The following is a 13309-nucleotide window of genomic DNA, read 5'->3' as shown; positions in this document are numbered from 1 at the left end:
GCTGTACCGTCGATTCAGTAGTTTTCAGATGCACACACGTAGTCCAGATTGAGGAGACTTCCGTGCCAAACCGACGTCGACGCAAGCTCTCGACAGCCATGAGCGCAGTCGCCGCCCTGGCAGTCGCGAGTCCTTTTGCCGTGATCGCACTTTCCGAGCTGTCCCCGGCCCCGCAGGAGCGGGACTTCCAGCAGGCAGCCGTGGTGACCGACCTGCCCAACGAGTTGATGTCCGCCCTGCAGCAGGGGCTGTCGCAGTTCGGCATCAATCTGCCCCCGATGCCCACCGGGCTCAGCCCCGCGGGCGCCATGCCCAGCACCGGACTGACCAGCCCGGCGCTGACCAATCCCGGCCTCGGCCTGGGCACGCCGGGTCTGACGGCCCCCGGCCTGACGACCCCGGGCCTGACCAGCCCCGGCCTGACCACCCCGGGCCTGACCACGCCGGCGACTCCCGGCCTGACCACCCCGGCACTCGGTGATCCCGCGCTGGCCAACCCGGCGCTCACGCCCGAGCTCACCAGCCCGGCCGCCACGGTCCCCGGCCTGACCGATGTCAGCCTCAACCCGTCGCTGACCTCACCGGATCCGCTGGCCGCGGTGCCCGGCGCGGCACCCGGCCTGGGCCTGCCCAACGAGATGCCGATCAGCGCGCCGATCGGGCTGGACCCGATGGCGGGCACCTACCCGATTCTGGGTGACCCGTCGCTGTCGGCGATGCCGGTGGCCTCGAGCGGCGGCGGTGGCCTGATCAGCGACCTGAGCAGCGCCGCTCAGCAGCTCGGCGCCGGCCAGGCGATCGACCTGCTCAAGGGCGTGGTGATGCCGTCGATCATGAGCGCCGTGCAGTCCGCGGCGCCGGCGGCGCAGGGCGCGGCGGCTCCGGCCGCCGAGGCTGCCGCGGGAGCCGCGGCGGGCGCAGCCGAGGCGATCCCGGCCGCTGCGGGATAAGCACCCAACCGAATCCTGTAACCAAACGGCACCGCAGGGTGGGCTCGCACTCGACCCCCATCGAGCCCGAGTCCCTGCGGTGCCGTTGCACGTAATCACTTTGTTCACTTTCGTACCGTGTCGAAACACGAGCAACACACGACACTTACGTAACATCAGGCCGTGCCCCGCCGCTTCGGCCGCCGGCCGCCGCCGGCCCTGCTGCTCACCGCAATCGCGGCGACAGTTGTCATCCTCCCGTGGGCGCTCGACGGCTCACCTGCCCAGCAGGACCGCCCCAGCGCCGAGGACACCCGGCTCACCGAGCAACCGCTCGACGGTATCGGCGGCGGAGTCACCGTGCGCGAACTGTCGCAGCCGACACCGTTTTCCATGGTGGCGCTCACCGGTGACGATCTGACCGACACCTCCGCGCGCATCCGCGCCAAACGCGCCGACGGCAGCTGGGGTCCGTGGTACGAGGCCGAGGCGTTGCGCTCGGCCGCCGACGACAGCATCGACAGCGCGCCGCGCGGCACCGACCCGGTGTTCGTCGGCAACACCACCCGGGTGCAGATCGCGGTCCACCGGCCCACCGATGCGCCGGTGACCACCGCCGCGACGCCCGGTGACTCGGCGCCGAACCACGATGACGAACTCGGCTACCGGCCCGCCAACGTCGAACAACCGCTGGGCCAGAACCTCTCGGCGGTGCTCATCAGCCCGCCCCAGGCGCCGGTCGACATCCAGTGGACGCCGCCGACCGCGGCGCTGCCGGCCGGCCAGCCGCCGGCCATCATCAGCCGCGCGCAGTGGGGCGCCGGACCGACGGGACGCTGCGGGCCGCCGGTCTACGGCGACACCGTGCGCGCCGGGGTGGTCCACCACACCGCCGGCAACAACGACTACGCCCCGGAGGATTCCGCGGCGATCATCCGAGCGATCTACGCGTATCACACCCAGACGCTGGGCTGGTGCGACATCGGCTACAACGCGCTGGTCGACAAGTACGGACAGGTCTTCGAGGGCCGCGCCGGGGGCACCGACCGCCCGGTCGAGGGCTCGCACTCCGGTGGCTTCAACCACAACACCTTCGGGGTGGCGATGCTGGGCAACTTCAACGAGTTTCGGCCGCCGGACATTCTGCTGGGCACCATGGGCCGGCTGCTGGGCTGGCGCCTCGGGCTCGACCATGTCGATCCCCGCGGCACCGTGGTGCTGCCCTCGGCCGGTGGCCGCTTCACGCACTTCGCGCGCGGCTCCATGCCCACGCTGCCGACGATCTTCACCCACCGCGACGTCGGAAACACCGACTGCCCGGGCGACGCCGCCTACGCCGCACTCGACGAGATCCGCAACCTGGCGGCCCGCTTCAACCAGCCCGCGCCCCCGCTGACGCTGGAGGACCGGCTGCGCGGCGGCGCGATCTTCACCAAGTGGGAGTCGATGGGCGGGGCCGCCTCACCCCTGGGCGCGCCGACCTCCCCGGAGGCCTTCGCCGACCGCAACGCCCGCTACGCCACCTTCGAGCACGGCGCGATGTACTGGTCGCCGGACAGCGGGGCCGAACCGGTGACCGGCGCCATCTACGCCGCCTGGGCGTCGCTGGGCTACGAGCGCGGGCTGTTGGGCCTGCCGACCAGCGCCGAGATGCACGAACCGCTGTGGATCGTGCAGAACTTCCAACGCGGAACGCTGAACTTCGACCGCGAATCCGGCTTGGTGACCCGGGTGGTCGACGGGGTGGCGCAACGGCTGCCGCCGCCGCCCCCGGACGGACCACCGGTCCAGCTGGAGCGGTTCACCCGGATCTCCAACTGAGCGACGCCGGCCGGGCGCCGAGATCGGCGTAATGCCGAAAGCCACCCGCACAAAGTGGCCCAAACTCACCTTTGGGCGGGAGAACGGCGGGGGCTAGAGCCACCAGCGTTCGAGTACGCGCGCCAGCCCGTCGTCGGTGTTCGGGGTGGTCAGCTCGTTGGCCGCGGCTATTGCCGCCGGATGCGCGTTGCCCATCGCGACCCCGTGGCCGGCCCAGGCCAGCATCGACACATCGTTGGGCATGTCGCCGAAGGTGATGATCTCGTCCGCACCGATCCCCAACGGGTCGGCGAATTCGGCGATCCCGGTGGCCTTGCTGACCCCCGACGGCATCACCTCGATCAGACCGTTGTTGGTGCTGTAGGTGATATCGGCATCGCTGCCGAGGTGTGGGCCCAGTTCGGCCGCCATCTCCGCACTGGTCGCGCCGGTCTTGCGGATCAGCAGTTTGATCGCCGGGGCCGACAGCAGGTCCGTGAGCGACACCTCGGTGTTGTCGGGGTTGAGCCAGGCGTGTTCGTAGCCGGGCGAGCTGACGAACTGCGGCGTCGCGGCGTCGTGCGCGCTCTCCCCGACCCGTTCGACCGCCAGGCCGGAGCCGGGGATCACCCGTTCGGCGATGTCGGCCAGCCGCGCCAGGGCGTCCACCGACAGCGTCCGCACCGACAGGATCCGGTCGGTCGACGGGTCATAGAGCACGGACCCGTTGGCGCACACCGCGATCGGGGCAAACCCCAGCTCGTCGACGACCGGCGCCACCCAACGCGGCGGGCGGCCCGTGGCGAGGATGAACTGCGCGCCGCCGGCCACCGCGGCGTTCACCGCCTCCAGGGTGCGGGGGGTGATCTTCTCGTCCTCGTCGAGCAGGGTGCCATCCACATCGGTGGCAATCAGGGCTGGCAATGTCATTGGTGGTCACTCCGCTTCCGGGCCCGCTGGGCCAGTTCGGCCTCGTCGAGCAGCTTGGCTTCAGTAAGGGTGGGGGCGCCGCCGCCGAGCCGCTTCGGCACCCAATAGGCGCCGGCGGGATGCGGGTAGCGCGCTTGTACGTCGTGCAGGATCGTCGTCATCGACGTCCGCAGGGTGGTCTCGAGTTGGCCGGCGTGACCTACCGGTGGCAGCGGTGCGCCGACCACCACGGTGATCGGAATCTTGTTGCGGCCCAATCTCTTAGGGTGGTCCTTGGTCCACATCCGGTGCGCGCCCCAGACGATCATCGGGATCAGCGGCACCTGCGCCTCCAGCGCCATCCGGGCCGCACCCGACTTGAACTCCTTCAGTTCGAACGATCGGCTGATGGTGGCTTCCGGGTAGACGCCGACCAGTTCACCCTCGCGGAGTCGTTGCACCGCAACGGCATACGCGCCCGCGCCCGCGGTGCGGTCCACCGGGATGGTTCCGGAGTGGGCGATCAGGAAGTTGATGAACTTCACCTCCTGCATCTCCGCTTTGATCATGAACCGCATCCGCCGCCTGCGCTCGGTGGCCGCGAGGGCAGCCGGCAGGAAGTCGATGTAGCTGGTGTGATTGATCGCGATGACCGCGCCGCCGCGCGTCGGCATGTTGTCCAACCCGTGAAAGCTGATTTTTGTTCCGACGACGCGTCGAGCCAGCCCGGCCGCGATCTCCAGGGTGCGGAAAACCGGCTCCATGACCCACTACTCCGACCGCTGCGCCCGTCGCGCGGCCCGCTCGGCGGCCTCCTCCGCATCCAGTTGGGAGGCCTCACCCAGGGACGGCGCGCCGCCGCCGAGCCGTTTGGGCACCCAGAATTCGCCGGGCGGATACGGCCCGTAGGCGTCCTGAACCTGTTCCAGCAGATGCTGCATGCGGCTGTGCAGCAGCGCGGTCAGTTCCGGGGCCGGCAGCGTCGGGGCGATCGGTTCGCCCACCGCCACCGAGATCGGCACCTTGGGTCGCCACAGCTTCTTGGGATGCCCCTTGGTCCAGACCCGCTGCGCGCCCCAGACGATGTGCGGCACGATCGGGACACCCGCCGCGATCGCCATCCGCGCGGCACCCGATTTGAATTCCTTGATCTCGAAGCTGCGGCTGATGGTGGCCTCGGGGTACACGCCGACGAGTTCGCCCTGCTCGAGCCGGCGGCACGCCTCAGCGAAGGAGTCGGCGCCGGCCTCCCGGTCCACCGGGATGTGCCGCAGCTTGCGCATCAGGAAGCCGCCGACCTTGTGGTCGAATACCTCCTGTTTGGCCATGAACCGGACCTTGCGGCCCAGGCCCTGTCGGTACGCGGGCAGCCCAGCAAAGGTGAAGTCGAAATAGCTGGTGTGGTTGATGGCGACGACGGCACCGCCCGTCTTGGGCAAGTTCTCCACGCCCGTCACAGTGAACGTGAGGCCCTGTACACGCCAGGCCGCGCGGGCCAGCTGGATGACGGTGCCATATACGGGTTCCACAGCAACCAGCCTAGCCGGGGCGGGTGGCGCGCCCTCAGGACGTAGGCGCCGTCCGCCGGCCGTTCGGACCTCGGCACCGACGTCGCCGATGCGCACCGCATCGACCGACACCGGCGGTTGTCGGCGGCCGCCGCGGCCGCCGGCGACTAAGCTCGGCACAGCAGAAGGCGCGGAAAAGCCCGCGCAAAATTACCGTTCGGAGTGTATTAGTGCAGGTCACGAGCGTCGGCCACGCCGGCTTTCGGATTGATACCGCCGCGGGCGCCATCCTGTGCGACCCGTGGGTCAACCCGGCGTACTTCGGTTCGTGGTTCGTCTTCCCCGACAACAGCGAACTGGACTGGGACGCCCTCGGCGACTGCGACTACCTGTACGTGTCGCACCTGCACAAGGACCACTTCGATCCGGAGACGCTGCGCGCCCACGTCAACAAGGACGCCGTGGTGCTGCTGCCGGACTTCCCCGTCCCGGACCTCAAACGCGAGTTGGAGAAGCTGGGCTTTCACCGGTTCTTCGAGACCACCGATTCGCAACGGCACACCGTGTCCGGGCCCAAGGGCGAACTGGACATCATGATCATCGCGTTGCGGGCCCCGGCCGACGGCCCGATCGGCGATTCCGGGCTGGTGGTCTCGGACCGCACCACCACGGCCTTCAACATGAACGACGCCCGGCCCATCGATCTGGACATGGTCCACGCCGAGTTCGGCCACATCGACGTGCACATGCTGCAGTACTCGGGCGCCATCTGGTACCCGATGGTCTACGACATGCCCGCGCGCGCCAAGGAGGCGTTCGGGGTGCAGAAGCGCCAGCGCCAAATGGACCGGTGCCGGCAATACATCGCCCAGGTGGGAGCAACCTGGGTGATCCCCTCGGCGGGCCCGCCGTGCTTCCTCGACGCCGAACTGCGCGACCTCAACGACGACCACGGCGACCCGGCCAACATCTTTCCCGACCAGATGGTGTTCCTCGACCAGATGCGCCGGCACGGGCACGACGCCGGCTTGCTGATGATTCCGGGCACGGTCGCCGACTTCACCGGCGCACAACTGAACTCGCTGGCCCACCCGTTGCCGACCGCGCAGGTGGAGGCCATCTTCACCACCGACAAGGCCGCCTACATCGAGGACTACGCGCGGCGGATGGCGCCGGTGCTGGCGGCCGAGAAGGCGCGCTGGGCGCCCGCGGCGGGAGAACCGCTGCTGGAGCCGCTGCGGGCCCTGTTCGAGCCCATCATGCTGCAGACCGACCAGATCTGTGACGGCATCGGCTACCCGGTGGAACTGCGGCTGCAGTCCCGCGACCATCAGGAGACCGTGGTCCTCGATTTTCCGAAACGCGCTGTGCGTGAACCCATCCCGGATGAGAAGTTCCGCTACGGGTTCGAGATCCCGACCGAGTTGGTGCGCACCGTGGTCCGCGACCGCGAGCCGGACTGGGTCAACACGATCTTCCTGTCCACCCGGTTCAAGGCCTGGCGGGTCGGCGGCTACAACGAGTATCTCTACACGTTCTTCAAGTGCCTCACCGACGAGCGGATTGCCTACGCCGACGGCTGGTTCGCCGAGGCCCACGACGACTCGGCTTCGATCACGTTGGACGGCTGGGAGATTCAACGTCGGTGCCCGCACCTGAAGGCCGACCTGTCCAAGTTCGGCGTGGTCGACGGCAACACCTTGACCTGCAATCTGCACGGCTGGCAGTGGAATCTGACCAACGGGCGCTGCCTGACCTCCAAGGGTCACGAACTGCGGGCGTCGCGGCAATGAGCGCGCCGCCGCGGCAGTACTACGACGACGGACTGGTCCAGTTGGACCGGCACGCGATCACGCTGCGGCGCTACCACTTCCCGTCGGGCACCTCGAAGGTGATCCCCATCGCCTCGATCCGCGGCTACCGCGCCGAACCGCTGGGCTACTTCACCCAGCGGTTCCGGATCTGGGGCAGCTCGGATCTGGATCTTCGCCGCTGGCTGCCGCTGGACGTGTGGCGGCCGATCAAGTCGACGCTGGTGACCCTGGAGGTCGCCGGGGAGCGACGGCAGCCCGCGTTCACGCCGCTGCGGCCCGCGGAGTTCCTCACCGGCCTGGACGAGGTACTTGCGCAACGCTGACCGTCAGCGCGTCGAAACCCGTTGCCGCAGTTCCGAAGCCGCCTCTGAGGCGGTGTCGTACACCCGGACCACGGCCTCGTCGCCGCCCTGCAGGTAGGTCGACTCCCCGAGTTCGGTGTAGCGGGTGGCCCCGATCCCGATCAGCACCGTGTCCGGCCGGCCGGCGGCGACCATCAGCGCGCCGACGTCCTCCAGCGGGGTGTCCGCGGCGCCCTTCTGATTCGCCAGCCGTTCGACCACCCAGTCCAGCAGGACCTCGCCGTAGTACGAGTAGCCCAGCAGCGGGCTGTCCACGCCGTAGGCGTGTTCCTTGCCGTCGGGGCCGTGCAGGAAGCACACCAGGCGCAGGGTCGCGGTGGGCCCGTCGGGGGTGAGGTCGCTGATCTCGAAGAACTGTCCGGCAACACCTTTGGAGGCGGGGCCCCAATTCTTCTTGTGACTGATCTTCGGCGCGCCCGGGCGTCGGATCGAGCAGTCGTTGAACGCGCCCAACGCGAACGGCTCCAACGTCGCCACGGTATCGCCGTTCCACTTCACCCGGCAGGCCAGACCCACCTCGGGCTCGATCTGCAGGTTCAGCGGTCCGTCGAAGTCCGGGCTCTCGGCGGGCAACTGGATACGGTCGCTGGACAGTGGGAACTCACCGAGGAAGCCGTCGTTACCGGGGGCGTACCAAGGGAAGATGCCCTTGGGCGCATTGCCCTCCGAGACGACGCTGACGAAGTCGGCGGCCTCGCCGGCCTGCTCCAGGTGGCCGGCGAAGTTGCCCGCCACCCCGAGACCGAACCAGTTGCGCATCTCGTCGAAATCAAGGGTGATCACGGTTCCAGTACCTCCGTACCGACGTAGGGCACCAGGGCCGGCGGCACCCGCACGCTGCCGTCAGGTTGCTGGTGATTCTCCAGGATCGCGACCAGCCACCGGGTGGTCGCCAGGGTGCCGTTCAGCGTCGCGGCAATCTGCGGCTTGCCGTTGTCGTCGCGGTACCGGGTGGCGAGCCGACGCGCCTGGAACGTCGTGCAGTTCGAGGTGGAAGTCAGCTCGCGGTAGGCCTGCTGGGTGGGCACCCACGCCTCGCAGTCGTACTTGCGCGCCGCCGACGACCCCAGATCCCCGGCGGCGACGTCGATCACCCGGTACGGAACATCGATGAGCGCCAGCATCTCCCGCTGCCAGCCCAGCAGCCGCTCGTGCTCGGCGGCGGCGTCCTCGGGTTTGCAGTAGACGAACGCCTCGACCTTGTCGAACTGGTGGACCCGGATGATGCCGCGGGTGTCCTTGCCGTAGCTGCCGGCCTCGCGCCGGAAGCACGACGACCAGCCGGCGTACCGCAGCGGACCGGCAGCGAGGTCCAGGATCTCGTCGGAGTGATAGCCGGCCAACGGGACCTCGGAGGTGCCCACCAGATACAGGTCGTCGGAGTCCACCCGGTAGATCTCGTCGGCGTGGGTGCCGAGAAACCCGGTGCCGGACATGATTTCGGGGCGCACCAACACCGGCGGGATCATCAGCGTGAAGCCGTTGTCGCAGGCCACCCGCACCGCCAACTGCAGCAACCCGAGCTGCAACAGCGCGCCCCGGCCGGTCAGGAAGTAGAACCGCGAACCCGACACCTTGGCGCCGCGTTCCATGTCGATCAGCCGCAGGGACTCCCCCAGTTCGAGGTGGTCCTTGGGGGCGGCGATCGCGGGCGGCTCCCCCACGGTGTCGAGCACCACGAAGTCGTCCTCACCCCCGGCGGGCACCCCGTCGATGATGATGTTGGAGACCGCCAGGTGCGCGGCGGTGAACGCCCGCTCGGCTTCGGCCTGGGCGGCCTCGGCGGCCTTCACCCCGGCCGCGAGTTCCTTGGCCCGGGCCAGCACCGCCGGCCGCTCCTCCGGGCCGGCCGCGCCGACCTGCTTGCTGACCGTCTTCTGCTCGGCGCGCAAGTTGTCCGCGGCGGACACCGCGGCGCGGCGAGCGGTGTCTGCGGCCAGCAGCGCATCGACTAGGGCCGGGTCTTCCCCCCGGCTGCGCTGCGACCGTCGAACGGCATCGGGGTCTTCGCGGAGCGTCTTGAGGTCGATCACGCCCGTCAACACTACTTTTGCCGTCGGCGGCCGACGTCGCCGAGGTCGTCATTGCCGGCCGGGGCCCCGGGACACAACCACATAACGCTACTTCTGCCACAGTTGTCACACCCCCCGGCGCGCCTGTCACAATAGATCCAATGTCCGAAGTACCAGAGCAGGACGACCCGGCTGAAAAGGGCGACCCGGTCGACGAAGCGGCCACCACCGACTCCGTCGACACCGGGGACGGCGAATCCCTCGACGAAACCCTCGCGACCGACGAAGTCGACGAGACCGAGACCGCCGAGACCGAAGCCGTCGCGCCCGACGCCGAACCGACCATCGATGAGCCGCCCGCAGCGCGCGGCGAACGGTTCGCGTGGCTGCAGACCCTGCATGCCCGGTCCACCCGGCGCGCGCTGGTCCTCACCGCGCTGGGCGCCCTGCTGATCGCCGGCCTCATCACGGCGCTGCCGGTCGGCACCCAACGCGGCGGGCTGGCCAGTTACCTGGAGGCCAACCCGGTTCCCAGCACCGGCACCCGCGGCACCGAGGCGTTCAACAACGCCCAGCCCGGCGACTGCCTGAACTGGCCGGAGGGCGTTCCCGACGAGGCCACCGTGGTGGACTGCAAGGACGAGCACCGCTTCGAAGTCGCCGAATCCGTCGACATGCGGACCTTCCCGGGCTCCGAGTACGGCCCGGATGCCGCGCCGCCGTCCCCGGCCCGCATCCAGCAGATCAGCCAGGAGCAGTGCCAGGCCGCGGTCCAGCGTTACCTCGGCACCCGCTACGACCCCAACAGCCGCTTCACCACCAGCATGCTGTGGTCCGGCGACAAGGCCTGGAGCAAGCACGGCGAACGTCGGATGCTCTGCGGCCTGCAGTTGCCCGGCGCCGACGGCGGACAGCTCGCGTTCCAGGGCAAGGTCGCCGAGATCGACCAGTCCAAGGTGTGGCCGGCCGGGACCTGCCTGGGGATCGACCCGACCAGCAACCAGCCCACCGACATCCCGGTGGACTGCACGACCCCGCACGCCATGGAGGTCACCGGTTCGGTGAACCTCGCCGAGCGGTTCCCGGGCGGGTTGCCGCCCGAGGCCGAGCAGGACGGCTTCATCAAGGACGTCTGCACCCGGCTGACCGACGAGTACCTGGCCCCGCTGCAGCTGCGCACCACCACGCTGACACTGATCTACAGCACCATCTCGCTGCCCAGCTGGTCGGCCGGCAGCCACCAGGTGGCCTGCAGCATCGGCGCGACGCTCGGCAACGGCGGGTGGGCCACGCTGCTCAACGAGGCCAAGGGTCCGCTGCTCATCAACGGCCATCCGCCGATCCCGCCGCCGGAGATCCCGCCGGAGCGGCTCAACCTGCCGCCGATCCCGATGCCCGGCTCGTCGAGCGGACAGAACTACGGTTCGTCGCAGTCGTCGGGGTCCTCGTCCGGCTCCGGTTCCTCCGGCTCCGGTTCGTCCGGGTCGTCGGGCTCGGGCCAGCATCTGCCGCAGCAGGCGACGGCCACCCAGACCCAGACCCCGGCGCCCGAACCGGCCGAGCCGGCCAACCCGCCGCCGGCCGGGCCCGAGCCCGCGCCCCCCGCCGCCGGGCGCGCCGCCCCCGCCACCGCCGCCGCCGCCGGGCCTGCCGCCGCCCCCGGCACCCGCGCCTGAGCCGCCCCCGGCAGGTCCGCCACCCGGACCCGACGAGGGTCCGCCGCCGGCCTGATCGATGCCGGTACAGATGAGCGCCGAGCGCTTCGAGGACTTGGTGTCCGACGCGTTGGATCGGATCCCGCCCGAATTGGCCGGGGCGCTGAACAACGTCGTGGTGCTGGTCGAGGATCGCCACCCCGAGGAACCCGACCTGCTGGGGCTCTACGAGGGCACCGCGCTGACCGAACGCGACAGCACCTACGCCGGGGCGTTGCCGGATCGCATCACGATCTTCCGCGGCGCGCTACTGGACATGTGCGGCACCGAGGCCGAGGTGACCGACGAGGTGACGATCACCGTCATCCACGAGATCGCGCACCATTTCGGCATCGACGACGAGCGCCTGCACGAATTGGGTTGGGCCTGAACTCACTCGGGTCGCGCTGCGCGCGGCACCACCGCTTTGTCGGCGGTCGGTGATAGGAACGTGTCCATGGAGACAGGTTGCCGAGCATGCACCACCGGTGCCGCGCACTGTCACGGCACGCTCATCCGACATTGGCACGGCCGCCCCGAGTGCACCGACGACGACTGTTGGAGCCCGGAGTTGACGGTGCACGCTTTCGACGTCGAATGCGTTGCGGTGGGGTGCGAGTGCGATCAGCCCATCGGGTCCGGCGCCCGCTGGGCGTCGTCGCCCGCGTGAGGCTGCGCGGCGACGCTGGGCTGCGGGGTCAGGGGCGGACCGACCGCGCCCCAGTGCACGCAACTCCACCGCCCGTCGGTGATCGGCGCCAGCACCACTGATTCGGCGTTGGCCAGATGGTTGTCTAGCGCGAATTGCGGGTCCACCCCGGCCAGCACGGCGCCCACCAACCGGATCGCCGCACCGTGGCTGACCACGACGATGTCCTCGGTCCAGCTGTCGTTGTCGAGATAGCGCATCCGCAGGTCGTTGACCACCGGGATGTAGCGATCCAGGACGTCGACGCCGCTTTCCCCGCCGGGCATCGGCAGCTTGAGGTCGCCCTCGTGCCAGCGCCGGTAGATCTGGGTGAACTCGTCGACGGCGTCGCTGTCGTTGCGGCTTTCCAGCTCGCCCACCTGCACCTCGTGGATGTCGGGGTACTCGAGTGGGTCGACCCCCAACAGCCCGCCGATCTCGGCGGCCGTCTGCCGGGCGCGGATCGCGATGGAATGGGCGAGCAGCGCCGGCGGCTTGGGGGCGGTCCGGGCGAACGTGCGGGCCTGATCACGGCCCAGCGGGGTCAGCTCGGCGCCGGGCGGCTTGGTGTCCAACCGCTTTTCGACGTTGCCATAGGTTTGTCCGTGCCGGACCAGCACCAGCCGTCCGCTCACGCCTGCTCACCCTGGCGCAGCCGAGCGAGCCAACGCGCCGCCTCGTCGAGTTGCGGCGGCGCAGCGCCGACCGCCGATCCTGTGGGCCATGATCCGAGATATCGCACATCTGCACAACGACGGTGCAGCGCGGTTAGTGCCTCGGCGACCGCGGTGTCTTCGATATGCCCCACCCAGTCGAGGAAAAACACATAGGTACCGAGCTCGACGCGGGTGGGCCGGGACTCGATCCGGGTCAGGTCGATATCGCGGATGCTGACCTCGGTCAGGGCGTTGACCAGGGCACCCGGCACGTTGTCCAGCCGCAGTACCACCGACGTGCGATCGGCCCCCGTGCGCGCCGGGGGCGCAGCGGGCGGGCCCACGAGCACGAACCGGGTCCGGGCGTTCGGTTCGTCGACGACGCCCTCGGCCAGCGTCGCCAGGCCGTAGTGCGCGGCGGCCAGCGCGGTGCTGACCCCGGCGTCGGCCGTCCCGGCCCGGACGTCGGCGGCCGCGGCGGCGTTGGAGATGGCCGGCACCACCTCGGCCGCCGGCAGGTGCTCCCGCAGCCAGCGGCGCACCTGGGCGGCCGCCACCGGAAACGCGGCCACCGTGCGGACGTCGGCGCTGCGGGTGCCGGGGGCGACGACGATGCTGAACGCGACATCGAGGGTGAGCTCGGCGAACACCTGCAGCGGGGCGCCGGCGGCCAGGGAGTCGAGGGTCGGCAGCACCGAACCCTCGATCGAGTTCTCGATCGGGACGCAGGCGTAGTCGGCGCGGCCGTCCCGGACGGCCTCGAGCGCCGCCGGGGTGCTGTCGGTGGCCAGCGGATGCACCTCGGGCCGGCCGGGGATCAGCCCTGCTGCGGTCATGCCGCCCAGCGCCGCTTCGGAGAACGTGCCCCGGGGACCGAGGTAGGCGATGGCGGTCACACGCCAAACCTTAACGCCGAAGGCCTTGCGCACCCCGCCGA

Annotated in this window: 13 protein-coding genes; 6 read left to right on the top strand and 7 right to left on the bottom strand. The window is 69.9% G+C overall.

The window, feature by feature from the left end:
• Positions 1–62: 62 nt before the first annotated feature.
• Positions 63–950, top strand: a complete 888-nt coding sequence (locus RCP80_RS00585) for a hypothetical protein (protein WP_308480498.1) — start codon at positions 63–65, stop codon at positions 948–950.
• A gap of 162 nt (positions 951–1112) precedes the next feature.
• Positions 1113–2750 (top strand): N-acetylmuramoyl-L-alanine amidase, encoded by a 1638-nt coding sequence (locus RCP80_RS00580; RefSeq protein WP_308480497.1) that lies wholly within the window; start codon positions 1113–1115, stop codon positions 2748–2750.
• Positions 2751–2843: 93 nt separating this feature from the next.
• On the opposite strand, the gene RCP80_RS00575 is transcribed toward RCP80_RS00580, so the two are convergent.
• The 3 genes from RCP80_RS00575 to RCP80_RS00565 are packed head-to-tail and all read right to left on the bottom strand — an operon-like array spanning position 2844 to position 5167.
• A complete protein-coding gene (locus RCP80_RS00575) occupies positions 2844–3659 on the bottom strand; it encodes an HAD family hydrolase (protein WP_308480496.1) in 816 nt (271 codons plus the stop codon).
• Positions 3656–4402, bottom strand: coding sequence for a lysophospholipid acyltransferase family protein (locus RCP80_RS00570; RefSeq protein ID WP_308480495.1), 747 nt, complete (start codon positions 4400–4402; stop codon positions 3656–3658). The genes RCP80_RS00575 and RCP80_RS00570 overlap by 4 nt, the downstream gene beginning before the upstream one ends.
• A 6-nt stretch (positions 4403–4408) precedes the next feature.
• The gene (locus RCP80_RS00565) at positions 4409–5167 is read right to left on the bottom strand and encodes a lysophospholipid acyltransferase family protein (RefSeq protein WP_308480494.1); all 759 of its coding nucleotides are present in this window, start codon (positions 5165–5167) and stop codon (positions 4409–4411) included.
• 209 nt (positions 5168–5376) lie between these two features.
• Between RCP80_RS00565 and RCP80_RS00560 the strand changes: the two genes are divergently transcribed.
• A complete protein-coding gene (locus RCP80_RS00560) occupies positions 5377–6939 on the top strand; it encodes a Rieske 2Fe-2S domain-containing protein (RefSeq protein ID WP_308480493.1) in 1563 nt (520 codons plus the stop codon).
• Positions 6936–7283: a hypothetical protein gene (locus RCP80_RS00555; protein ID WP_308480492.1), complete on the top strand. Its 348-nt coding sequence runs from the start codon at positions 6936–6938 to the stop codon at positions 7281–7283. Before RCP80_RS00560 ends, RCP80_RS00555 begins: the two co-directional genes overlap by 4 nt.
• A 3-nt stretch (positions 7284–7286) precedes the next feature.
• Here RCP80_RS00555 and RCP80_RS00550 read toward each other — a convergent pair whose 3' ends face one another.
• Together RCP80_RS00550 and serS are read right to left on the bottom strand one after the other, a co-directional pair.
• Complete coding sequence (locus RCP80_RS00550; RefSeq protein ID WP_373693563.1) at positions 7287–8081, bottom strand: DUF5718 family protein; 795 nt, start codon at positions 8079–8081, stop codon at positions 7287–7289.
• Positions 8082–8101: 20 nt separating this feature from the next.
• Positions 8102–9355: a serine--tRNA ligase gene (gene serS / locus RCP80_RS00545; protein ID WP_308480490.1), complete on the bottom strand. Its 1254-nt coding sequence runs from the start codon at positions 9353–9355 to the stop codon at positions 8102–8104.
• Between the two features lie 140 nt (positions 9356–9495).
• Here serS and RCP80_RS00540 point away from each other — a divergent pair, with 140 nt between their 5' ends.
• Positions 9496–11010: a septum formation family protein gene (locus tag RCP80_RS00540; RefSeq protein ID WP_373693424.1), complete on the top strand. Its 1515-nt coding sequence runs from the start codon at positions 9496–9498 to the stop codon at positions 11008–11010.
• A 58-nt stretch (positions 11011–11068) separates the two neighbouring features.
• Positions 11069–11419, top strand: a complete 351-nt coding sequence (locus RCP80_RS00535; protein ID WP_308480489.1) for a metallopeptidase family protein — start codon at positions 11069–11071, stop codon at positions 11417–11419.
• 233 nt (positions 11420–11652) lie between these two features.
• Here the strand turns inward: RCP80_RS00535 and RCP80_RS00525 are convergent, their stop codons facing one another.
• A complete protein-coding gene (locus RCP80_RS00525) occupies positions 11653–12351 on the bottom strand; it encodes a histidine phosphatase family protein (protein WP_308480487.1) in 699 nt (232 codons plus the stop codon).
• The gene (gene pheA / locus RCP80_RS00520) at positions 12348–13268 is read right to left on the bottom strand and encodes a prephenate dehydratase (protein ID WP_308480486.1); all 921 of its coding nucleotides are present in this window, start codon (positions 13266–13268) and stop codon (positions 12348–12350) included. The genes RCP80_RS00525 and pheA overlap by 4 nt, the downstream gene beginning before the upstream one ends.
• Between the last annotated feature and the right edge of the window lie 41 nt (positions 13269–13309).

It is taken from the genome of Mycolicibacterium sp. MU0053, from assembly GCF_963378095.1.
Lineage (GTDB): Bacteria > Actinomycetota > Actinomycetes > Mycobacteriales > Mycobacteriaceae > Mycobacterium > Mycobacterium burgundiense.
This window is presented reverse-complemented; position numbering and strand designations above follow the sequence as displayed.

Bases quoted from the DNA above. Each gene is read 5' to 3' on its own strand.
- RCP80_RS00575 (WP_308480496.1), bottom strand. From the start codon at position 3,659: ATGACATTGCCAGCCCTGATTGCCACCGATGTGGATGGCACCCTGCTC.
- RCP80_RS00570 (WP_308480495.1), bottom strand. From the start codon at position 4,402: ATGGAGCCGGTTTTCCGCACCCTGGAGATCGCGGCCGGGCTGGCTCGA.
- RCP80_RS00555 (WP_308480492.1), top strand. From the start codon at position 6,936: ATGAGCGCGCCGCCGCGGCAGTACTACGACGACGGACTGGTCCAGTTG.
- RCP80_RS00550 (WP_373693563.1), bottom strand. From the start codon at position 8,081: ATGCGCAACTGGTTCGGTCTCGGGGTGGCGGGCAACTTCGCCGGCCAC.
- RCP80_RS00540 (WP_373693424.1), top strand. From the start codon at position 9,496: ATGTCCGAAGTACCAGAGCAGGACGACCCGGCTGAAAAGGGCGACCCG.
- RCP80_RS00535 (WP_308480489.1), top strand. From the start codon at position 11,069: ATGCCGGTACAGATGAGCGCCGAGCGCTTCGAGGACTTGGTGTCCGAC.